The organism is Burkholderia sp. AU45388, assembly GCF_030481585.1.
GTDB lineage: Bacteria > Pseudomonadota > Gammaproteobacteria > Burkholderiales > Burkholderiaceae > Burkholderia > Burkholderia sola.
The window spans coordinates 132,506-154,290 of the sequence record NZ_JAUJPV010000003.1; the positions used below are offsets into that span (position 1 = coordinate 132,506).

The window sequence follows — 21,785 nt, forward strand, 5'->3', positions numbered from 1 at the left end:
ATTCATGCGTGCACGCACGCGCGGCGGAGAGTGTGCCGATGGCCGCGATGCACGACACGGGAGCCGCATCCGATGGCCCGTCGCGCCCATCCGTCGCGTGATTTAGAGGACCACATCGGTCGCGGTCACGCGACAAGCGATATCCCGTGAGGCCGCTTGCCGATGCCGCCGCCGCGGCCGGTCGGGCGGCGGCCGGCAGGTATTCAAGCATATCCCGATCCGCGTCGCCCGCCGGGTCATCGCGAATAGGATAAAAAATTGCATATTGAACATGCAGTTTTGATGCACTAAGTTCATCAAGGCCGATGCCAAAAACGGCCGGCGAATTGACCTGGCGCGACGTTCAATATGAACGCATGTTTCATATAAGGCGGCGCCCCCGCCAGCGAGCGGCGACAGCGTCCGGTCGAGACGCCGACATACAAAACGGATCGCACACGATCCCCAACGGAGACACCACTGATGAGCAGCGTTATCGAGCCAGGCGCCCCTGCGGGCGCCGCGCCTTTCTTTTCGAAGGAAGCCACCATCGCGCAACCGGGTTTTTCGCGCTGGATGGTGCCACCCGCGGCGCTGGCCGTGCATCTGTGCATCGGGCAGGCCTACGCGTTCTCCGTATTCAACGGCCCGCTCACGAAAGTGATCGGCGTCACCGACTCCGCGCCCGGCGACTGGTCGCTGACGACGCTTGGCTGGATCTTCTCGCTCGCGATCTTCTTCCTCGGCTTGTCGGCGGCCTTCGCCGGCAAGTGGCTCGAACGGGTCGGCCCGCGTCGCACCATGTTCACGGCGGCATGCTGCTTCGGCGGCGGCTTCCTGATTTCCGCGCTCGGCGTGAAGACGCACCAGATCATGCTGCTGTACATCGGCTACGGCGTGGTCGGCGGCATCGGACTGGGGCTCGGCTATGTGTCGCCGGTCTCGACGCTGATCCGCTGGTTTCCCGATCGCCGCGGGATGGCGACCGGGATGGCGATCATGGGCTTCGGCGGCGGCGCGATGATCGCCGCCCCGCTGTCCGTCGCGCTGATGAATCACTTCAAGAGCGCGACGAGCGTCGGCGTCGCGGAGACGTTCATCGTGCTCGGCATCGCGTACTTCATCTCGATGTCGATCGGCGCGCTCGCGATCCGCGTGCCGCCCGCCGGTTGGAAGCCGGCCGGCTGGACGCCGCCCGCGGTGACGAAGAACAAGATGATCACGTCGAATCACGTGCACATCGACGAAGCGCTGAAGACGCCGCAGTTCTATCTGATCTGGCTCGTGCTGTTCCTCAACGTGACCGCCGGGATCGGCATCATCGGGCAGGCGTCGGTGATGATTCAGGAAAGTTTCAAGGGGGCGGTGAGCGCGGCTGCCGCGGCCGGCTTCGTCGGGCTGCTGTCGTTGTTCAACATGGGCGGGCGCTTCGTTTGGGCGTCGGCGTCGGACTGGGTGGGCCGCAAGAACACGTATTTCATTTTCTTCGCGCTCGGCGCGGTGCTGTATTTCTGCGCGCCGCTGTTTGCGTCGTCGGGGCAGATCGCGTTGTTCGTGCTGACGTTCTGCCTGATTCTGTCGATGTATGGCGGCGGGTTCTCGACGGTGCCGGCGTATCTCGCGGACATGTTCGGGACCGCGTACGTCGGCGGGATTCATGGACGCCTGCTGACCGCGTGGGCCGCGGCGGGTATCGCGGGGCCGGTGCTGGTGAACTACATCCGCGCGTATGAAGTTGCGCACGGCGTCGTGAAGGCCGACGCATACACGATGACGGTTCACATCATGGCGGCGCTGCTCGTGATCGGTTTCGTCTGCAACCTGTTCGTCAAGCACGTGAACGAGCGCCATCACATGACCGATGCGCAGCTCGAAGCCGGCAAATAAATTCTGGAGACGCTCGAAATGAATCAAACCGTGACTGCCGTTCGTCCGACCAACAAGGCGATGCTGGCCGTGTTCTGGCTGTACGTGCTGGTGCCGCTGGCTTGGGGCGTGGTGAATACGTTGACGACGGCGATGAAGTTGTTCGGCTGAAGGGAAGGGCGCGCGGCAGCCGGATGGGGGGCGGCGTCGGGCATCCACGTGCGGTGCGCGCTGGGGTGACCCTGTCGGGATCGGCTGATGATCGATGTCGTTGCATCCAACGCCGATCGCGATTGCCCGCGTTCTTCTCGACCGGCGAGAGGCCCCGTCAGACGACGCGGATGTTGCAGCGGTGACGCACGCCGGCGCTCAGGCCGGCAGCATTCGCGCATCCGAGTTCGCGCCGAGCCCTTGTCGCGTCGGGATCGGCGCGTCCAGCCGGCTCACCGGCCGGATGTTTCAGCTTCGAGACGTCCTTCTTCCCACAGCGCCCAGAAACGGCTGCCGGCGCGATACGGATTCGCGCGCCGCGCGGCGTGGTCGGCGACGCCCTGGCGAAATGCGCCGTACAGCGTGAGCGGCGGATTGTCGACGCAGGCGGTTTCGTACGCGGCCGGCATCCGGCGGTCGGACACGAGCCGGCGGATCAGCGATGCGCCGTCGATCACCGCCTGTTCGTCGATGATGTCGGTTTGCGCGAGGACGTCGACGGTATTCATGTTGGGCTCCCTGAAACGTTCTTTCCCGTCAAGAAGCAATAAGAATGCCAGCCGGTAAATGCCGCTCTCTGCTTCGATCGTGCGGGCTTCTGCCGTCATCGTCCCGGGTGCCGGACGGCGATGTTACGGAACACGTCACGTGACATGCGAACGCGCGGCGCCACGTGCGAAGCCGCAAAGCGTTTCGGAATTGAATCGTCGGGAAGCGGCGGCAGGCCCGGAAAGGGCGGATGCGCGGCGCGCGCGGCGGCTCAGGTCGCGGCGGCCGGCGCCATGCGGCGGCTGCCGCTGCCGCTCGAATAGAAGCAGTAGATGCCCTTGCCGGCCGACTTCGCGTCGTACAGCGCGCTGTCGGCCTGCCGGATCAGCTCGTCGGGCGAGCTGTGCCCGTCGTCGAGCGCGATGCCGATGCTGATGCCGATACAGACGGTCTCGCCGATCGACAGTACGTACGGCGCCGAAATCTGCCGGATGATCCGCGCGGCGAGGATCGAGCACGCCTGCATCGTCGTGTCGTCGATCGCGATGACGAATTCGTCGCCGCCGATGCGTGCGGCGAGCTCGCCCGGCGGCAGCGTCTTGCCGAGCCGCTCGGCGACTTGCGTGAGCAGTTCGTCGCCGGCCTGGTGGCCGAAGCGATCGTTGATCGACTTGAAGCCGTCGAGGTCGAGATACATGACGGCGAGCGCGGGGCTCGGCAGTCGCGGCCGGCGCGCGAGCATCCGCTTGAGCGCCGCATGCAGTTCGTGGCGGTTCGGCAACCCCGTCAGCGCATCGTGCCGCGCGAGGTGCCGGATATGCTGTTCGGTCTGGCGGCGCGCGGTGACGTCCTCGACGATGATCACCGCGTTGCCGTCCGGCACGCGGTGGCGCGTCAGTTCGAGCTGGCGGCCGTCGGCGAGCGCGATGTCGAACGGCCCGGGCTCGGTGCGGCTCAGCCAGACATCGCACTGCGCGGCAAGACCGGCGCCGTCGGGATCGGTCGCGGTATTCGCGCCGAGCACGGCGATGACGGCCGGCAGCGGCGTATCGAGCATGATCTCGCGCGGCGAGCCGAACAGTTGCGCGGTGCGCCGGTTCGCGACGATCACGCGGCTGTCGCCGTCGATCATGCACAGGCCGTGCGGCATGTAGGTGAGGGCCGCGTCGAAGCGCGCGACGAGTTCGGCGTTGCGCTGGCGGGCGGCGATCAGCGCGACGAGCACGCGGTAGTGACGCTGCACGACCGTACGCATCGCCGCCAGGTAGATCGCGAGCGGCGGCAACAGCAGCCACGCGCCCGGCCGATGGGCCAGCAGCGCACCGACGCCGATCGGCAGCACGCCGAGCGCGACCTGCGTCATCGCGAGCCGCGGCAGCGCCGAGTTGCGCGACGCGATCCCGCCGAACACGCCGCCCGCGACCATCACGGACAGCGTGCCGAGTTCGACGTCGGTGGCCTGCACGCAGCCCATCACGCCGAGGCCGAGCACGAAGCAGGCAACGAGCGACACCGGCGCATAGCGCATCGCCCAGTATTCGGCGCGATCGTCGCCGGCGTTGCGCCGCACCGTGTAGGCCCGTGCGATCGACAGGCGCGCAATGAGCAGGCCGACGTCGGCGACGAGCCATGCGAGGCACCACAGCTGCTGCAGCCGGATCAGCGCGACGGCCGCGACGAAGCCGCTCGCGAGTCCGGACAGCGCCATCGGGCGCACGTCCTCGAACAGCGTCACGAGCATCGACGGACGCAGCGCGGCCGTCACGCGGTGGTTGCCGGAGGGTGGAGTGGCGAGAACGGAGTTCAGGAGAGACGCGCTGACTGCCATGATTGTCGACCTCGACACGATGTCTCGATGGCTGGCGACCCATCCTTGATCTTGCCTTCGGGAAGCGGTCGGCTGTTGAACACGCGGAAGGTGTTGCCGGCAAAACGGAACGCGTCACCTTCGCGCTTCAAATCACGCCCCTTCAGCGGCACCCAGCCCAGCGATTTCCTGCCGCGATAGCGCAGGTAGGGCCGACGGTGCTGACCGCGCGAGTTCGCATATTGCTCGCACGTCGCGTTAATCGTGCCGGAGTGGATGTCGAGTTCCTTGCTGCTACCGGTCGTCAGCACGTTCAGGTCGAAACCCGTCGGCCACTTCTTGCTCCACTTGAGCGCATGCTTCTGCGTGTCATTGCAGAAGTTCCAGACGTAGTTCACCGCACGGCTCTGCTTGTTGAGCAGTCCGTTGAGCGATTTCACCCGGTAGCGGTAGACAAGGATCATGCCGGCCATTTTAACGGTGGAATGCCGCTGTCAAACAGCGGCGCTCCTTTCCTCCCCGTTCTGAAGGACGGCGTTTCTTGGAGCAACTGATGAAAAAACGGCGGCGGCGCGGGCCGCCCGGCGGCACCGCGCATTGCGTCGTGCGCGGTCGTCAGTCCCGGCTGCGAGCGGCTTGCGGATTCGGCGGCGCAAAGGCCGGGTCGTTGCGAACGGAACGATGTACGACGGCATCCGGCCGCATGCAAACCGCCAGCGAATCGCCCTGCGACCACCCGCCGCAGCCCGGCTGAACCCCGTTATAAGAATTCCAATAAGTATTTCATGCGGGAAATACTATAGGCGATATATCTAAAACAATGCCAGAATGCGCGCCGCTCCGAACGCCGCGACACCCGATCGCCGTCCGAGCCGCCTCAGGAGGTTCCCCCAATGAAAAACCACGGCCTGTCACGGCGGGGTTTTCTGAAAGCCAGCGTGCTGGCGGGTGTCGCGGTGTATGTCGCGCCCATCGGCAGCCGCGCGTTCGCGGCGCTCTTCGAAGAAAAACTCCTCACACCCGTCAAATGGGATAGCGTCACCGGCATCCCCCAATTCCGCATCGACGGCATCGCGAAGGTCACGGGCTCGAAAGTGTTCGCCCGCGACGTGCGCGCGGCCGACATGCCGCACTGGCCGCAGCAGCAATCGCACGCGCTGATCCTGCGCGTCACGCAGGCCGACCGGACGTACGAAGGCTTCGACCTGTCGCTGCTCGGCGACGAGCTGAAGCCGGACCGCGTGGTCACGGCCGACGATCTCGCGCGCGACGGCGTCGCGTTCCCGGCGTTCTACGGCGACGACATGCTGTTGCCGGCCGGCAAGACGCCCGCGTATCTCGGCCATGCGGTCGCGATCCTGATCTATCACGACTTCGCGCGCTTCCGCTTCGCGAAGAACGCATTGAAGTTCCGCGACGACGTGATCCGCTACGGCGCGGTCACGGGCCCGCTCGAGCGCGATCCGTGGGGCACCTTCCGCTACGTGCGCGTGGGCGGCAAGACGGCCTATGACGACGACGTCTATTCGAGCCTGAAGGACGCGCCGATCTTCCCGAGCATGATGCGCAAGCACCTGCCGGTCTGGCCGGACGGCCAGGAGCACGGCAAGCTCGACGAGCAGGGCATGTTCCTCGCCGGGCAGATCGCCGCCGAACTCGATCATCCGTCGGCCGACTGGCTCGTGTTCGACCGCGAATACAACACGCAGTCGGTGGATACGGCCGCGCTCGAGCCCGACAACGCGAACTGCTGGTACGACGCCGCGACGCAATCGCTGCATCTCGTCGTGCCGACCCAGTCGCCGCTCGAAGTGTCGGAGAACGCGGCCGCGATGGTCGCGAAATGCCGCTTTCCGGTGAAGAAGCTGTTCGTGCATCCGTGCTACACGGTCGGCTACGGCTCGAAGGATCACTTCAACGTGCCGTTCTACGGCCTCGTCTGCGCGCTGTACGCGGGCGGCCGCCCGGTACGGTTCGCGAACGACCGCTACGAGCAGTTCCAGACGTCGCTGAAGCGTCACGCGTTCAAGATGCATTACCGGATCGCGGTCGACCGCAACACGGGCCTGCTGCAGTCGTTCAAGGGCGACTTCGAGGCGAACGGCGGCGGTCGCTCGAACTTCTCGCCGTCGGTGGCGATGGTCGGCGCAACCGCCGCGCAATCGATCTACTACTTCCCGAAGAGCGACCTCGCGGCCGTCGCGATCGCGTCGCGCGCGATCGACGCCGGTTCCGCGCGCGGCTACGGCACGCTGCAGAGCATGGCTGCGACCGAGATGGCGGTCGACGAGATCGCCGCGCAACTGAACCTCGATCCGATCGACTTCCGGCTGCGCAACGCGCTGCGTTCGGGGATGAAGAACACGCAGGGCGCGATTCCCGCCGGCGCGCTGCGCGTCGACGAAGTGCTCGAGCGCGCGAAGCAGCATCCGCTGTGGACGCGTCGTGCCGCGCGCAAGGCCGAATTCGAGGCCGCGCATCCGGGCAAGCGCTACGGGGTCGGCTTCGCGTGCGTGCAGAAGGACTTCGGCACGGGTGCGGAAGCGTCGTTCGCGAAGGTCGAATTCGACGCGCACGGCAAGGTGTCGCTGCAGCATACGGCGGCCGAGATCGGCACGGGGATGTCGACGTCGCAGGCCGTCGCGGTCGCGAAATGGCTCGGCCGTCCGGCGACCGACGTGCGCGTGGCCGTCACCGAATGGCCGGACCTGCCGGTCGAGACGAGCGGCGACCCGTACCTGATGTCGCAGGCCGATCAGGACCGCCTGAGCGCGAACCCGCGCTGGTCGCCCGGCTATGCGTCGCCGTCGAGCGCGACGAACTCCGCGTACTACTTCACGCACAGCACGCGCGAAGCCGCACGTGCGGTGTTCCGCTACGGGCTGTGGCCGGCCGCGATGTCGATCTGGACGCGCGGCCTGGGCGGCGGCCAAGCCGCGCCGTATGCGATCCGCATCGAGGATGCGCGCTGGGTCGACGGCAAGCTGACCGCCGACGGCCTCGAGCCGCTGACGTTCGAGCAGCTCGCGAAGCAGGCGCATGCGCTCGGCCTGCCGACCGGCGCCGTCGTGCACGTGTTCAACCGCTGGCAGTGGACCGACGCCGAATTCGAAGTGGGCGGTGCGGTCGAGCGTCTGCCGATCGACGGGCTGTCGCTGCGCGTCGGCGCGCCGAAGACCGGCGACTACGGCCCGGTGCCGGGCACCGCCGCACCGGCCGGCGCGACCGCGCTGCGCGGCACGCTGCCGCCGACCGCGAACGGCTATCGCGTGCTCGACCGCAAGCGGGTGTTCATCCCGCCGACGAGCCGCAACAACGCGGCCGTCACCTACTACACGGCGGTGGGCACGCTCGTCGAGCTGGCCGTGCACGAAGCGACCGGCAAGGTCGAACTGCTCACGCATCACTCGATCATGGAGTGCGGCAACCAGATTTCGCCGCAGCTCGTGTCGGGCCAGTTGCAGGGCGGTCTCGCGATGGGCATCGGCCATGCGCTGCACGAATACCTGCCGCTCTACGAGGACGGCCCCGGCAACGGCACGTGGAACTTCAACCGTTACCAGCTGCCGCGCGCGTCCGACGTCGCCGTCTGGACGCAAACGGGCGACGTGCTGCCGCCGCTGTCCGAGACCGATCCGCCGAAGGGCGTCGCCGAAGTGGTGATGATTCCCGTCGTCGGCGCGATCGTGAACGGCATCGCGCACGCGATCGGCCATCGTTTCACCGACCTGCCGGTGACCCCGCAAAAGATTCAGGAGGTGCTCGCATGACGACCGCCCAAACCGCGGCTTCGGCCGCGAGCGCCGGCGCGGCCGCGACCGGCGCTTCCGTGCCGAATGCGGCTTCGGCCGCTCCGGCATCCGTACCCGCTGCACCCGCTGCGGCTTCGGCCGCCGTCGAGCGTCCGCTCGTCCGGTTCCAGCAGAAGCCGCTGTCGGTCGACATCAACGGCAAGTCGGTCGGCCCGATGCAGGTGCCCGAAGGGCTGATGATGATCGAGTTCCTGCACGAGTACCTGGGCCTCACCGGTTCGCGGCTCGGCTGCGGACAGGGCATCTGCCACGCGTGCGTCGTGATCGTCGACAAGCCGGACGGCACGAGCGAGGAAATGCGCACCTGCATCACCGGCGCGTACTTCTTCCACGGCCGTTCGATCCGCACGATCGAAGGGCACGCGAAGCGCAACGAAGCCGGCGAAGTGGTCGAGCTGTCGCCGATCCAGCAGAAATTCCTCGAGCACTTCAGCTTCCAGTGCGGCTACTGCACGCCGGGTTTCGTCAACGCGGCGACCGTGCTGATCGAACGCCTGAAGCGCGAGCCGATCGCGAAGTCCGACGTGGAACGCACGATCACCGACGCGCTCGACGCGCACCTGTGCCGCTGCACGGGCTATGTCCGCTACTACGAAGCCGTGAAGGACGTGGTGCTGACGACGCAGGGACTCGTGAAGGAAGCCCCATGACACGCACACTCGCTCATCGTGCCGCGCGGGCGGCGGGCCTGCCCGCGCTCGCGGCGGCCTGCGCGTTGCTGCTCGCCGCCTGCGGCGGCCACGACGCGCCGGCGTCGAGGGCGGCGTCCGGCGCGCCCGGCGCCGACCAGATCGCGCGCGGCCGCTATCTCGTCAAGGCCGCCGACTGCGCGGCGTGCCACACCGCGAAGGACGGCGCGCCGTTCGCCGGCGGCGCGGCGCTCGAATCGCCGTTCGGCACGTTCTACGGCTCGAACATCACGCCCGACAAGGAGCACGGGATCGGCAACTGGAGCGCGGACGATTTCTACGCCGCGCTGCACGACGGCAAGGCGCCGGGCAAGCGCCTGTATCCGTCGATGCCGTACACGTCGTACCGGCAGCTCACGCGCGCCGACGCCGATGCGATGTACGCGTACCTGATGACGGTCAAGCCCGTCGCGCAGGAAAACCGCGCGCACGATCTGAAGTTTCCGTACGACCTGCGCTTCGGCATGGTCTTCTGGGACATGCTGTTCCTGAAGGACAGCCTGCCGGACGCGTCGGCCGGCCAATCCGCCGACTGGCGGCGCGGCCGCTATCTCGCGGGCGCGCTCGGCCACTGCGCGGAATGCCACACGCCGCGCGCGTTCACGGGCCAGCTCGACGGGGCGAAGCCGTTCGCGGGCGCCGCGCTCGGCCGCGTGGCCGCGCCCGACATCACGCCGGCCGGCCTCGCCGCGCGCGGCTGGACGGGGAGCGACCTGCAGACGTTCTTCGGCGTCGGCATCGCGCCGCAAGGCTCGGCGTTCGGCGAGATGTATCCGGTCGTGCACCTGAGCACGCAGTACCTGACGAAGGACGACCTGCGCGGCCTGTCGACCTACCTGCTCGGCGATACGCCGCCCGCGCCGCAACCGGTGAAGCCGGTGTCGGCCGATGCGGCGCAACTGGCGGCTGGTCGCTCGGTGTATCTCGCGGTGTGCGCGGGCTGTCACGGCTTCAACGGCGAAGGCAAGCCGCACGTGGCGGTGCCGATGAACGGCAATTCGACGCTGCGTCAGGCCGACTCGCGCAACCTGCTGGTCGCGATGCTCGACGGCATCGACGAGCAGAAGTTCGCGGGCTTCGAAAACCTGCAGCCGATGCCGGGTTTCGCGAAAACGCTGAGCGACGATGAACTCGCGCAGCTCGCGAACTACCTGCGCGCGACGTGGGGCGGCCAGCCCGCGAGCGTCACGCCGGCCGACGTGAAGGCGATGCGTTGAGCCGTGCCGTGGGGTAGAGCGTCGCGCGCGAGCGGCCGGCTTTCGGTGCTCGCGCGCGATTTCGTCACTCATTTTCGTTGCGGCGGCGTGTCAGTAGCCGCCGCCCCCTCCGCCTCCGCTTCCACTGCCTCCCGCGCCGCCGTACCGGCTCATGCCCGGTCCTTGCGACGTACCGCTGCCCGACGACGTACAGCCCGCCGACAGCACCAGCATCAGCGCCGCGATCAACGCCACAGCCAACGTTGCCGATTTCATTGTGTTCTCCTTGCCGCGCGCAGGCCACAGGAAAGGCGGTTCGCGTGAACCGCGCGTCTGCGCGATGACAAGACGGTTCGGCCGGGCCGCTTATTCCATGCTTTTTGCGTATCGCCGCGGCGGCGCCGGGATCAACGATAGACGAGATCGGCGCGGCGATTCTGCGCCCATGCTTCCTCGTCGTGGCCGAGCGCGACCGGCTTTTCCTTGCCGAGGCTGACGGCCTCGAGTTGCGTGGCCGGCACGCCGAGCGTTTCGAGCGCGCTCGCCACGGCCTGCGAGCGACGCTGGCCGAGCGCGAGGTTGTATTCGGAGGTGCCGCGCTCGTCGGTGTTGCCCTGGATCAGCACGTGTCGCGCGGGATGGCTGCGCAGGTAGTCGGCGTGCGCCTGCAGCAGCGACTGGAATTCGGGCTTCACCGAGTACTGGTCGAAATCGAAGTAGATGCTGCGCTTGGCGAGCGGGCTGTTCGGATTGTTCAGATCGTCGGCCGTTACCGTCGCGACGGTTTCGCTCGACGGGGCCGGCGCCGCGGCGGCGTTTTCGGGCGTTTTCGCCGCGTGATGGCAACCGGCCAGCAGGACGAAAGTTGCCAGGACCGCAATTCGGTTCATTTTGCTCATCGTTCTTCTCCAGCGGTTGACTGCGTTGAAAGCGGGGCGCGTGCCGTTCGCACGCGGCCGTCCGGCCGTCATGGCGCGAAAGGCCCGGCGTCGTTGCCGTGATGCAGGTTCGTAAGCCGGTGGTGCGCCAGATGAAAGAATGTTGCGGCCGGAACGCCGGATCGCGGCGTCGCTGCAAACAGATTAGGAAAAATGTCACAACGTGCCCAGTATCTCCGGATTTTTTGCGCAGACGCGACAGGCGGGAGGCATTCTTGCTGCCGCGGGTGGGGGTATGCGACGCCATTGTGATGACGACGCTGCGCACGGGCGCGGCCTCGTCCGTGCCGGTCATGGCGATCGTGCGACAGGGGAAGCGTGTGCCGCATGCACTCGGTCGCCCGCGCGACGGCGCCGCCCACGCCGCATCGTCAGAACTTGTGCCGCAGCCCCAGCGCGACGACGGCCTGGTTGCTGTTCGCGGAAGGCGTCATGGTCCAGACCGTCGCGTTGAATGCCGGATTGCCGTTGCCGCCGCTCACGCGCTGGTACGTGCCTTCGAGATACGCATCCGTGCGCTTCGACAGCGCATAGTCGGCCTGCGCGACGACCTGGTTCCATTTCGGGCGCGCGTGGCCCGTGCGGGTGTCGAAGCGGCCCATGGTGTACGTGTATGCGGCGGCGACGCTCAGCGCGCGCGTGACGAGGTAGCGTCCGTCGATCGAGAAGTTGTCGAACACCAGCGATTCGCCCTTCAGCGGCGCGATGTTGCCGCCCTGGAGCACGCCCGTCACGCCGTCGGTGGTCGAATGCGACCATGCGGCGCCGACCGAATGCGGCCCGAACGCATAACGGCCGGCCACCGCCCAGATCTGCTGGTTGCCGCCCGTGATCGTCGCCGAGCCGTCGACCGTGCTCAGCGCGCCGTCCGGGTTCGGCGCGTTGCGGTCGCGGCTGATCTTCAGGTAGCCGGCGCCGAGCTTCAGCGGCCCGTTCGCATACGACACGCCCGTGCTCCACACCGCGTTGTTGGAGAACTGGCCTGCCGCGTTCGAGAAACCGACCATCGCGCCGAACCTGAGCCCGCGAACCGTCGGGCTCGTGTATTTCACCGCATTGTTGATGCGCAGGTTGCGGTTCGAATCGTCGTTGTCGTACGGGTGAACCGCGAGGTTGCCGCCCCAGCCGGGGCCGGACGCGCCGAGCGGCGTCACGAAATCGAGGATCAGGTCGTACTGGCGGCCGAAGGTCAGCGCGCCCGCCGTCCGCGAGCTCACGCCGAGCCATGCCTGGCGGCCGAACAGATCGACGCCTTTCTGAGACAGCTTGCCGGTGGTGCCCGAGAAGCCGTTTTCGAGCGTGAAGACCGCGGCCATGCCGCCGCCGAGATCCTCGCGGCCGCTCAGCCCCCAGCGCGACGCATTCAATGCGCCGCTCGTCATCGCGATGCCGCCGCTGCCGGGCGAGCCGGCGCCGCGCGTGCGCTGGTGGGTGGAATAGGTGATCGACGTGTCGATCAGGCCGTACAGCGTCACGCTGCTCTGGGCAAGCGCGACATCCGGCACGAAGCCGCTCAGGCAGGCGGCAATGAGGGTCCCCGCGACGCGTGCGCCGGCATGCTGGTTCGTTTGGCAGGAATGCATAGGCGTTTTGTTGTTGTTGGACCGGCCTGGCGGCTCGGTGGATCGAGCGGCCATTATTGGAGATCGTGCGGCGGTCGATTAAGGCGCCGCACAGGAAAGGTCCTCTGCGGAATCGCTCGGAATCGCGGTGGGTCGACTGGCGGGGAGGCGGCCGGGCAGCGGCGCGATTGCCGCGCCGCGCTCAGGCGTCGACCAGCCGGTGCATCGACGGCGCGGCCGCGCCCGGCTCGCGCGTGATCGCGAAAAGCAGCGCATCGGCGGCGGCCAGCCCCTGGTTGGGGCGCGGCTCCCAGTTCGTGAGCCGGCCTTCGAACCGGAAGCCGAGCCGCGTGAGTGTGCCTGCCGCCGCGCCCTCCGGCGCGCAATACGCGTGAATGCGGCACAGGGCAGGCCGCGTCAGCAGCCAGCGCAAGAGCTTGAGCAGCGCGGCGAGACACGCCCGCCGACGCCGGTGACCGTCGAGCCGGCTGATCACGACACCGATCTCCGCGCGCGGCGGCTCGGGCCGCAATTCGATCGCGGCGAGCAGCGTGCCGCTGGCGGCGTCCTCGAGCGCCCACGTGTAGCGGCATCCGGCGCGCCATGCCGCATCGCAGCCGGCGATGAACGCCTGCGTTTCGGCGACGTTCGCATGGGTGCGCATCGGCAGCCACGCCGTCACGCCGGGATCGCCGAGCAGGACCGCGAACAGGGCCGGCGCATCGTCCGCGCGAAACGGGCGCAGCCGCACGGTGCCGGCCTCGATGACGCGCGGAACCGTGAAGCCGGACGTGGCGGGTTCCGGCATGGGCGAGCAGGGCGCGCACATGGGCGTCAGCGCGCGAGCGTTTCCGACGGCGCTTCGTTGAACAACTGGCGATAGCCGTTCAGCAGCGTCGAGCGATGCTGGACGCCCCAGCGGTTCGCGATGCGCAGCACGCTCGACGTGTGCGCGTCGTCCTCCAGCAGGTCGTGGCGGATATGTTCCATGCGCCGCGTGCGGATCAACTGGCTCGGCGTGTAGCCGAGATTGGCCTTGAATGCGGCCTGCAACGCACGTTCCGTGACGCCGATATGGCTGGCCACTTCGCGCACCGACAGATCCGGCCGCTCGAGATGCTCGACGAGGTAACGATAGGCGCGCCGGTATTTGCCGGGCAGCCGCGCGGCGATGTCGTCGGCGGCGGGCTGCGCGCGTTCGGCGGCCACCGCCGGCACGGCGGCGCTGTCGGCGCGCACGTGGCGCAGCGACTGCAGCGCATAGCGCGCATACATCTGCGCGTAGTCCTGCAGGCGGCCCTGTTGCTGACGGAGTTTCGACTGGCAATAGAGCAGCTCGTTGTACCAGTGCGCGTGCTGGTTGCCCTGGAACGCGCGTTCGCCGAACACGTGGAGCGTGGTTTCGGCCACGTGCGTGAGGCGCCCCGCGAGCGCGGCCAGCGTGACTTCGAGCCGCAATTCGCGGTGGTATTCCGCGAGTCCCGCGCCCTGGCTCCAGCGCAAGTGCGTTTCGATGCGGGCGAGTGCCGATTCGGCGCCGCCCGCGAGCGAGCGCAGATGATTCAGATAATCCGCGTGGCGCGACAGGACGCCGATCGGCGGCGTGTCGTCCGGTTGCGCGGGCAACGTCTCGTCGAAGGCCTTCGAGCGCGTTTCGAGCGCCGCCGAATGCCAGTAGATGTGATCGGCCAACTGCGCACTCGACCGCAGCTTGTACTGATCGACGATGTCGCGGTTCAGCATGTAGGCGACGCGCGTCCAGCGCGCATCCTGCGCGCGGCCCGCCTGTCCGTGCAACGCGGTCAGCAGCGCATGCACGCCGTCCAGGCGGCCGAGCCGGAACAGCACCAGCACCGAGCCGACGAGGCTTTCGAGCCGCTGGCCGGCGCTGGCGTCTTCGTCGTCGCTCACGCGCTGGAAGCATTTGAGCGCCGTCCCGAGATGATTCTGGAACAGGGCCTGCCAGCCGGCGTTGCGCGACAGCGCGGCGCGGGCCGTCCGGTGCTCGCCGCGCACGGCCTTCTGCGCATGCCGGTATGCGTCTTCGGCTTCTTCGTACTGCCCGAGCACCAGCAGCACGTCGGCGTACGTCTGCAGGCTCGTGTAGTCGGCCGGCGCGCCCGGCACGGCCGGCTCGGCGCGCGCCGCCGCGGCCACCGACGCGTCGCGGAACTGGCCGTTCAGCATCATGGCGAACAGCGGCGATTCGGCGGCGACCGACGCGAGGGTCGAAGCCACGGCGAAGTAGATCGATGAGGACATGAGGCGCTCCCGTGATGGATGACACGAACGTGTCGGTGAACGCATCGTGGCACCGTCGCTTCGCCGCGGCCGGCATTTGTGACGTTCTGTTACTTTCGACGGCCCATGCGTCCGCGCCGCTCAGGCGCGGGCCGCGTCGTACACCCGCAGCGAGCGGTAGCCGCGGAACGCCCCTTCCTGCAGACGCGGATGCGCGCCGGGTTCGAGCATGAGGCCGGGCATGCGGGCGAGCAGCGTTTCGAATACGACGGCCAGCTGCATGCGCGCGAGCGCGGCGCCCAGGCAGCCGTGCGAACCGGCGCCGAATACGAGGCCGCCGTGCGCACGATCGAGACGGATGTCGCCCGGCGCGGCGAACGCGTCGGGATCGCGGTTCGCGGCGGCGGCGACCACGGCGACGACATCGCCTTTCGCCATCCGGAGCCCGTCGAGCTCGACGTCGGCGCGCGCGAAGCGAATCATCACGTGCACGGCCGGTTCGATCCGCATCAGTTCGCGGAGCGCGAGCGGCACGTGCCGCGGCGCCTGCACGAGCGCTTGCCATAGAGCGCGGCGCGTTAGCGCCTGCGCGAACGTATTGCCCAGCGACAGCATGGTCGTGCCGTAGCCCGCGATGAACGTCAGCAGCACGTTGGCGAGCAACTGACGGCGCGCGAGCGCCGGGCGCGTGCCGCCGGCCTGCAGCACGGCGCACACGGTATCGAGATGCACGTCCAGCTCGTCGACGAAACGCCGTGTCTGGGCGACGGCCAGCGCGTGGTCCGCCGGCCCGATCGGCATCGCGCTGATCAGCCGGATCGGCCCCATGGACTGGGCCTGCAGGCGTGGCGCGTGCACGGGGTCGATGCCCAGTAGCCGGCACGCCGCGAGCGCCGGCAGGCGCTGCGCGAGGTGCTCGACGAGGTCGAACCGCCGCGGGTCGGGAACCTGCTCGAGCAGTGCGTCGAGGTCGCTGGCGAGGTGCGTGCGCAACGCCGCCAGGCGCGGCTTCGCGAACAGCGGTGCGAACGTCTTGCGCATGCGTTCGTGCATCGAATCGTCGGCAAACAGCATCGTGTCGAGAAGGCCGGCCTCGTCGCGCACGACGTCGCATTCGACCAGCGGCGAACGGGTCGTCAGCGCCGGGTGGTCGAGCACGGCGCACGCGAGCCGGTAACGGCCGACCATCCAGGTGCCGCTGACGTCGCGATAGGCGGCGGGCAGCGCCGGCATCGCGTCGTAGAACGCGTCGCGATCGTCGGCGGCGTCCGTCAGCAGCTCGAAGAGCGTCTTGTGCGCGCAGGTTTCGTCGAAGATGGGCGTCATGATGAGGTCGGTCCGGTCAACGGCGCGTCAGCGAAACGAGCGCGTCGCCCCATTTCTCGAAGATCTGCGCGATCGACTGCACGACGTTGATGATGGTCCGCGCCATCATCGCCATCACGCTGGCTCCGCCTTCGATCACGTTTTCCCACGGCCGCAGCCGCGAGGTCCAGCGGTCGTCGGGCCCGTTCATGCCGGGGCGGCGCGGCTGCCCGGGGCGCTGCATGCCCGGCGTGAAATCGTTCTGAAACGACGGATCCTGCCAGTTGTTCGACGCATCGTACGTGGCGCGATCGGTGAACGCGAACGTACCGGCACGGCTATCGCGATCGCTCGCGTCGAACGTCGTCGACGGGGTGACCGGCCGCGACGGGAATGGTGTATGCCGCGGTTCCGTACGGAAACCGTCGTCGTCCGACAGCAGCGGGACGCGGCCGTCATCGGATGCCGAGGCGCGGCGCTCGGGCGGCACCGCGTGCTCGTGCCGGGACGACATCGGGCTCACAGGACGCGACGGCGTGGGCATCCGTGATTCGCCCACGCGGAAATCGCCATCGTCGGGCCGCCACCGCGCATCGTGCGCGTCGTCGTCGTTTGCCGTCGGCCGATGATGATCGAACGGCGCCGGCCGGGGATGCGACGACGTCGCACCGATCGGCCGGCGTCCCGGCGGTGCCGATGCCAGCGGAGCAGGCGAACCGGGCAGCGGCGGCGTCATGTCCGCCGATCGGGACGGTTCGGGACGCGATACCCACGTCGAAGGCGAGCGGTCCGCGCGCGTCGCTTGGCGGACCTCGTCGTTCCATTGCGCAATTCGCGACCGAAGGGGCGGCTGGGGCTCCAGCGCCTGGAATCGCGCACGGTCCAGCCGCGACGACGTGATGTGCCCGTCGGCGCTTTCGGTGTCATGCGCGAGCGCATCGTGGCCGAACTCGGCGGGATGAAGGCTCGGGTCGCGTTCCTCGGTTCTCGGCATGGCGTTCTCCAGACGGTCCAGGTCGCCGGCCGAACGGCGTCGGCGCGGGGATGAAGGTTTTATACCGGGCCGCCTCGGCCGCGCGGCGTGGGGCGCGAAGCGCTACGCGCGAGCGCGAAGCGGATGCGTGGGCCGCGTTCGCCCGCGCCGATGCGTGCCGAAGCGAACGGTGCCAATCCGAAGCGCGGCACCCGCAGCCGCCGCTCGACGCTCGACGTGCCCCGCGATACGTCGCTAAGTTTCGCTTCGACGCGGTCGCTGACCGCCATTCCCGATCGTCTCGAGGTCGACCATGAACCAACGTCATTCGGCGCCGCCACGGCCGCGCCACTGGGTACCGCGCGCCGCGCTGTGCGTGTCGCTTGCCTGCGCCGGCACGGCCGCGCACGCCGATTGTTTCGAATCGGCCGCCGAGTATCACGGTGTCAACCCGATGATCCTGCGGGCCATCGCGAACGTCGAGTCGCGCGGCAATCCGCAGGCCATCCACCGTAACAAGAACGGCACGACCGACATCGGCGAGCTGCAGATCAATTCGATTCACCTGCGCGAGCTGGCCGCCTTCGGGATTCGCGCCAAGGATCTGCTCGACGAATGCGTGAACGTCTACGTGGCCGCGTGGCACCTGCGCAAGCAGATTGCCGCCTACGGCAATACCTGGGACGCGGTCGGCGCCTATCATTCGCGCAGCCCGCGCCTGCGGGACGAATACGCACGGCTCGTGAAGGCGACGCTCGTGAAGTGGGGGGCGATGACGATCGACGGTGCCGCGCAATGAACGCGCGCGCGAGCGGCAGGCTCGACGTGCGGCACGGCGTCGCCGCCGTGCCCGGCCAGCGCGCCGTCACCGTATGGCTGACCGGCCTGAGCGGCGCGGGCAAATCGACGCTGTCCATGCACCTGCGCACCGCGCTGTCGGCGCGTGGCGTGGTCGCCGCGACGCTCGACGGCGATGTGCTGCGCGGCGGCGCGAGCCGCGATCTCGGTTTCACCCCGTCGGATCGCACGGAAAACGTGCGACGCGCGGCCGAGTTCGCGCGGCTGCTCAACGATCAGGGGCTCGTCGTCATCGCGGCGCTCATCACGCCGTATCGACGCGAACGCGCGCTGGCTCGCGCCATCGTCGGCGCATCGCGTTTCGTCGAGGTGTTCGTCAGCACGCCGCTCGCGATTTGCGAAGCCCGCGATCCGAAAGGGCTGTACCGGCTCGCGCGGGCAGGCGGGCTCGACGGCCTGACCGGCGTCGGTGCGCCGTACGAGCGCCCGACTTCGCCGGCGATGGTCGTCGACACCGGCGGCCGCACGCCGGCGCAGTGCACCGACGACCTGCTGCGCCGCCTGGCCCCGATGATCGTCCGTGCACCGCGACCCGCGCGGTAGCGGCGCATCCGCCTGTTCCTCCACGACCCGATGCCTTCATGACCCAACTGCTATTGAGCTTCTGCTACGCCAAGCCGTCCGGGCACGTGCTCGCGCGCTTCGACGTCGATGCCGACACGTTCGAATGGATCGATCTGGGCGACGTCGCCGCGCAGGTCGTCGGCGCGACCGGGCTGTGCCGCGTCGACGCGAGCTGCTACGCGGCGCTGCAGATCCGCGTGCCCGGCACGGTCGGCACGCTGCTGGCCGAAATCGATGCGTGCGCGCGCATCCGGCGCGTGGCGCGCCTCGCGCCGGTGCTGGATGCGCACTCGCTGCTGGCGTGGCATGGCGAGCTGCTCGTCGTGAGCAGCGGCACCAACCAGGTGTTCGCGATCGACTGGCCGCGCGACGGTGCGCTGCATCTGCGCGTGTTCTTCGAAATCGAGCCCGGCGCGGATACGCTGCACATGAATTCGCTGCAGGCATTCGGCGGACATGTGTATCTGTCGATGTTCGGCTGCAAGCCCGGCGCGTCGTGGCGCGACGCCTGCGATGGGCAGATCCTCGATCTCACCGATGCGGGCCGCGTCGTCAGGCGCGGGCTGCGCCATCCGCACTCGCTGTTCATCGATCGCGGGACCTTGCTGTGCGTGTCGTCGCGCGACGGCAGCCTCGTGCATGTCGCGGGCGCGCCGCGCGGCGCCGACCGGCCGCTCGACGGTTATGTGCGCGGCGCGCTGGCGCATGCCGGGCGATTGTTCGTCGGCACCAGCATGGCGCGCACGCGCAGCAAGAGCCGGGGCGCGGCGTGGCCGTCCGCCGCCGCGCCGGCGCCGCGGGAAGCGGGCACCGGCTGCGGGTTGCACGTGATCGAAGGCGGGCGGCGAGCGCCGCGCTGGATCGACCTGAGCCCGTTCGGCGCCGAGCTGTACGACATCGTCGCGTGGGACGGCGAGCCCGTGCGCGGCGCGCGCGCGGATGCGATGGCGAGCCGCCTGCGCGCGGTCAACGCGGAATTCGGCGAGCTGATCGTCGAGTTGTACCGCACGCGCAGGCACCACGGCATCGTGGGCGACATGGTGCGCTCGATGATCGACGCGGGCGTCGACCCCGGCTTCGCGCGCGACGCGCTGTCGACCCTCGCCAACGACGTGCCCGCGCTGCCCGAATGGAGCTATCTGCATGCGCGGCTGCTGCTGGCGGGCGGCGACGACGCGAACCGGCGCGCGGCGCTGCCGTTCCTGATGAGCGCGCTCGAAGGCGGCTACGACAGCTTCGACGTGCTGAGCCGGCTGGCGGAGATCTACGACGCGCTCGGCGATGCCGTCAACGCCGCCGCGCATGCGCGGCGCGCCCTCGCGACGGCGCCGGCCACGCTCGATACGCCGCTGCGCGACGGGTTGCATACGATCGCGCGCCGGCCCGAGCGCTGAACACGTGGGCCGGCGCGGCGGCGCTTCGCGCGTCGCGCGACGGCTTCGCGCAAGCGGGGTGGCCGGCCGCGACAAATCCTATTCTCGTATCCGGAACGACCCCATGCCGCGCATGCCGGCCCGCCTGGGCCCGGCATGCGAGCGCCTCCCAGCGGCGCGCACGGCATTCGTCGCGCCGACTGCAAACCGATCTATCAGGATAGCTATGGAACCGTCCACGATTGCACATCGCGAAGCGACCGGTGAACTGCCCGAGGAAACCGAACGGACTCGGGAGGATGCGACGACGTCCAGACCGGAGTCGACGTCGATGGCCCATCACACGGCGGGGTTGCCGGCCGCGCGCACTCGCCCGTCCGGCGCTTCCGACCACGAACCCGTCACGACCCTGCGCCAACGGCGCATGCAGGTGCCGCGCGACGTCGATGCCGAAGTCGGACACGCGACATGCGAACACAGGCTGGCCGCGCTCGGTGGCCCGGGCGTGCCGGCCGCGCATGTCAGGATCGCGGCCACGACCGCACACGTGCTGTACGGCCCGCATGCCGACCGCATGCCCGACGACGTGCTGCGCAGCCTGCTCGAACGCGCGCCGCTGTACGAACGGCATGGCGTGACGGACGAGAAGGCGCTGCGCGGCTTTCTGAAGCAGTCCATCGCGGAGCGGGCGGCGCCGCTCGTCGGGCGTTCGGGTTACCTCGTCGCACTGTCGCTTGCCGGCACCTACGTGGGCAAGCACGTGCCGTCGCCGGCCACCGGTTTGCCGATCGGTGCGACGGTCATGTTCGCGACGACCAACTCGACCGGCGCGCGCGAAGGCCTCGAGACGCACTACATCCCGCCGCTGGAAGCGACCTCACTGCCGCCCTCCGTGCTGCGCCGCTTCGACTGGTACGCGGAAGAAGCCCTGCCGCCGGGCGTGCGGGCCGAGATGGAGCGTCAACTGGTGCGCGCGATGGTGACGCTCGTGCCCGTATTCCATGCGCTACGGACGGGCGGTTCGCTCGACCTGCAACTGACGGTACTGAACGACGTGTATGCCGACGCCACGACGTTCTTTGGCGCGGAGACGCTCGAAAGCGCGCTGAGCGCCGTGGGCGGCGCGGTGAAGTCGGCGCTCGGCCGGTTGCGGCAATCGGGCGATGCGATGCGGGAAAAAGGCCTCGAGGCGCCGACGCACGGCGAATTGATCGCGCATCAACCGCTCGACCGGCTGGAAGCGAGACTCGTCAACCACAACAAGAGCCTGCTCGAATCGGGCAGCGACGCCGCGCGCGCGATGGGGCAGGGCATCAAGACGCTCTGGACCGAAAAGTTCGGCCGGCTGGTCGGCGTGCCGGCGCACGCGGGTCTTGTCATCGCGACCGCGCTCGTGCTGACCGCGCACCTGATCGAACAGGATCCCGACAACGCCGACCTGCCGAAAGGACGGATCTCGCCGCGCTCGGCGCTGGCGGTGCCCGGCGCGCTGATGATCATGGAGTTCCTGGCGACCGAGGCGTTCGGCACGCTGATCCAGACGTGCGACGCACTGATATCGAGAAGGCCGGCGTTTCTCCATGACGAGGACGACATGTCGTCGCGCATCGAGGAAGTCGACGAACACAGCGGCAGCGAACCCGACAGCGCGCCGGTCGCATCGGGTGCGTTGCCCGCGCCTGCGTCGTCGTCCGCCGACGTGTCGCGCGCACTGCCGCCTGCGGAGTCGCCGCGGCGAACGTCGACGGGCGAGACGTCCTGACGCCGCCGTCGCCGCCCGGCGCATCGCGACCCGCGCGTCTCGGCGCGGTGCGCCGGGACCCGATTCGGGCCGCCACGCAGCCGCATGCGACACGCAGCCGTCGCGGCCCGTTTCACCCCATCGTTGTCTCAATCCCCTTCTGCAACCCGAAAGGAAACGTC

The 21,785-nt window shown here is 68.7% G+C and carries 19 protein-coding genes and 1 pseudogene; 9 read left to right on the forward strand and 11 right to left on the reverse strand.

Annotated elements, in window-relative coordinates; translation table 11 throughout:
- Nucleotides 1-462: 462 nt before the first annotated feature.
- Together QZM72_RS08065 and QZM72_RS08070 are read left to right on the forward strand one after the other, a co-directional pair.
- The gene (locus tag QZM72_RS08065) at nucleotides 463-1,866 is read left to right on the forward strand and encodes an OFA family MFS transporter (protein WP_089469862.1); all 1,404 of its coding nucleotides are present in this window, start codon (nucleotides 463-465) and stop codon (nucleotides 1,864-1,866) included.
- A gap of 18 nt (nucleotides 1,867-1,884) precedes the next feature.
- On the forward strand, nucleotides 1,885-2,016 hold the full coding sequence (locus QZM72_RS08070; protein WP_089469861.1) for an oxalate:formate antiporter: 132 nt from the start codon (nucleotides 1,885-1,887) through the stop codon (nucleotides 2,014-2,016).
- Between the two features lie 272 nt (nucleotides 2,017-2,288).
- Here QZM72_RS08070 and QZM72_RS08075 read toward each other — a convergent pair whose 3' ends face one another.
- The 3 genes and pseudogenes from QZM72_RS08075 to QZM72_RS08085 all read right to left on the reverse strand — a co-directional run.
- Entirely contained in the window at nucleotides 2,289-2,564 is a 276-nt protein-coding gene (locus tag QZM72_RS08075) for a hypothetical protein (protein ID WP_301737767.1), read from the reverse strand.
- Nucleotides 2,565-2,815: 251 nt separating this feature from the next.
- On the reverse strand, nucleotides 2,816-4,372 hold the full coding sequence (locus QZM72_RS08080; RefSeq protein ID WP_301737769.1) for a sensor domain-containing diguanylate cyclase: 1,557 nt from the start codon (nucleotides 4,370-4,372) through the stop codon (nucleotides 2,816-2,818).
- A 35-nt stretch (nucleotides 4,373-4,407) separates the two neighbouring features.
- A pseudogene (locus tag QZM72_RS08085) lies at nucleotides 4,408-4,815 on the reverse strand (RNA-guided endonuclease TnpB family protein); the annotation flags it as partial.
- A gap of 429 nt (nucleotides 4,816-5,244) precedes the next feature.
- Here QZM72_RS08085 and QZM72_RS08090 point away from each other — a divergent pair.
- The 3 genes from QZM72_RS08090 to QZM72_RS08100 are packed head-to-tail and all read left to right on the forward strand — an operon-like array spanning nucleotide 5,245 to nucleotide 10,069.
- A complete protein-coding gene (locus QZM72_RS08090; protein WP_301737771.1) occupies nucleotides 5,245-8,121 on the forward strand; it encodes a xanthine dehydrogenase family protein molybdopterin-binding subunit in 2,877 nt (958 codons plus the stop codon).
- The gene (locus tag QZM72_RS08095; RefSeq protein WP_089469857.1) at nucleotides 8,118-8,813 is read left to right on the forward strand and encodes a (2Fe-2S)-binding protein; all 696 of its coding nucleotides are present in this window, start codon (nucleotides 8,118-8,120) and stop codon (nucleotides 8,811-8,813) included. The genes QZM72_RS08090 and QZM72_RS08095 overlap by 4 nt, the downstream gene beginning before the upstream one ends.
- Entirely contained in the window at nucleotides 8,810-10,069 is a 1,260-nt protein-coding gene (locus QZM72_RS08100; protein ID WP_301737772.1) for a cytochrome c, read from the forward strand. Before QZM72_RS08095 ends, QZM72_RS08100 begins: the two co-directional genes overlap by 4 nt.
- A gap of 90 nt (nucleotides 10,070-10,159) precedes the next feature.
- Here the strand turns inward: QZM72_RS08100 and QZM72_RS08105 are convergent, their stop codons facing one another.
- From QZM72_RS08105 to QZM72_RS08140, 8 genes are all read right to left on the reverse strand, one after another.
- On the reverse strand, nucleotides 10,160-10,324 hold the full coding sequence (locus QZM72_RS08105) for a hypothetical protein (RefSeq protein WP_301737774.1): 165 nt from the start codon (nucleotides 10,322-10,324) through the stop codon (nucleotides 10,160-10,162).
- Nucleotides 10,325-10,455: 131 nt separating this feature from the next.
- A complete protein-coding gene (gene pal / locus QZM72_RS08110; protein WP_089469855.1) occupies nucleotides 10,456-10,947 on the reverse strand; it encodes a peptidoglycan-associated lipoprotein Pal in 492 nt (163 codons plus the stop codon).
- A gap of 410 nt (nucleotides 10,948-11,357) precedes the next feature.
- Nucleotides 11,358-12,569, reverse strand: a complete 1,212-nt coding sequence (locus tag QZM72_RS08115; RefSeq protein ID WP_089469854.1) for a porin — start codon at nucleotides 12,567-12,569, stop codon at nucleotides 11,358-11,360.
- 181 nt (nucleotides 12,570-12,750) lie between these two features.
- Nucleotides 12,751-13,356 (reverse strand): GNAT family N-acetyltransferase, encoded by a 606-nt coding sequence (locus QZM72_RS08120; RefSeq protein ID WP_179233513.1) that lies wholly within the window; start codon nucleotides 13,354-13,356, stop codon nucleotides 12,751-12,753.
- A gap of 26 nt (nucleotides 13,357-13,382) precedes the next feature.
- Entirely contained in the window at nucleotides 13,383-14,810 is a 1,428-nt protein-coding gene (locus tag QZM72_RS08125) for a helix-turn-helix transcriptional regulator (protein WP_301737775.1), read from the reverse strand.
- Between the two features lie 120 nt (nucleotides 14,811-14,930).
- Nucleotides 14,931-16,115, reverse strand: a complete 1,185-nt coding sequence (locus QZM72_RS08130; protein ID WP_301737777.1) for a cytochrome P450 — start codon at nucleotides 16,113-16,115, stop codon at nucleotides 14,931-14,933.
- A gap of 16 nt (nucleotides 16,116-16,131) precedes the next feature.
- On the reverse strand, nucleotides 16,132-17,088 hold the full coding sequence (locus QZM72_RS08135; RefSeq protein WP_301737778.1) for a hypothetical protein: 957 nt from the start codon (nucleotides 17,086-17,088) through the stop codon (nucleotides 16,132-16,134).
- Nucleotides 17,089-17,147: 59 nt separating this feature from the next.
- Complete coding sequence (locus QZM72_RS08140) at nucleotides 17,148-17,357, reverse strand: hypothetical protein (protein ID WP_301737779.1); 210 nt, start codon at nucleotides 17,355-17,357, stop codon at nucleotides 17,148-17,150.
- A gap of 23 nt (nucleotides 17,358-17,380) precedes the next feature.
- On the opposite strand from QZM72_RS08140, the gene QZM72_RS08145 reads away from it, so the two are divergent.
- The 4 genes from QZM72_RS08145 to QZM72_RS08160 all read left to right on the forward strand — a co-directional run bounded on the left by QZM72_RS08145 (nucleotide 17,381) and on the right by QZM72_RS08160 (nucleotide 21,624).
- Nucleotides 17,381-17,866: a lytic transglycosylase domain-containing protein gene (locus QZM72_RS08145; protein WP_301737780.1), complete on the forward strand. Its 486-nt coding sequence runs from the start codon at nucleotides 17,381-17,383 to the stop codon at nucleotides 17,864-17,866.
- Complete coding sequence (gene cysC / locus QZM72_RS08150) at nucleotides 17,863-18,468, forward strand: adenylyl-sulfate kinase (protein WP_301737781.1); 606 nt, start codon at nucleotides 17,863-17,865, stop codon at nucleotides 18,466-18,468. Before QZM72_RS08145 ends, cysC begins: the two co-directional genes overlap by 4 nt.
- A gap of 38 nt (nucleotides 18,469-18,506) precedes the next feature.
- Nucleotides 18,507-19,883: a DUF4915 domain-containing protein gene (locus QZM72_RS08155; protein ID WP_301737782.1), complete on the forward strand. Its 1,377-nt coding sequence runs from the start codon at nucleotides 18,507-18,509 to the stop codon at nucleotides 19,881-19,883.
- A 103-nt stretch (nucleotides 19,884-19,986) separates the two neighbouring features.
- Complete coding sequence (locus QZM72_RS08160; protein ID WP_301737783.1) at nucleotides 19,987-21,624, forward strand: hypothetical protein; 1,638 nt, start codon at nucleotides 19,987-19,989, stop codon at nucleotides 21,622-21,624.
- The last annotated feature ends 161 nt before the right edge of the window (nucleotides 21,625-21,785 follow it).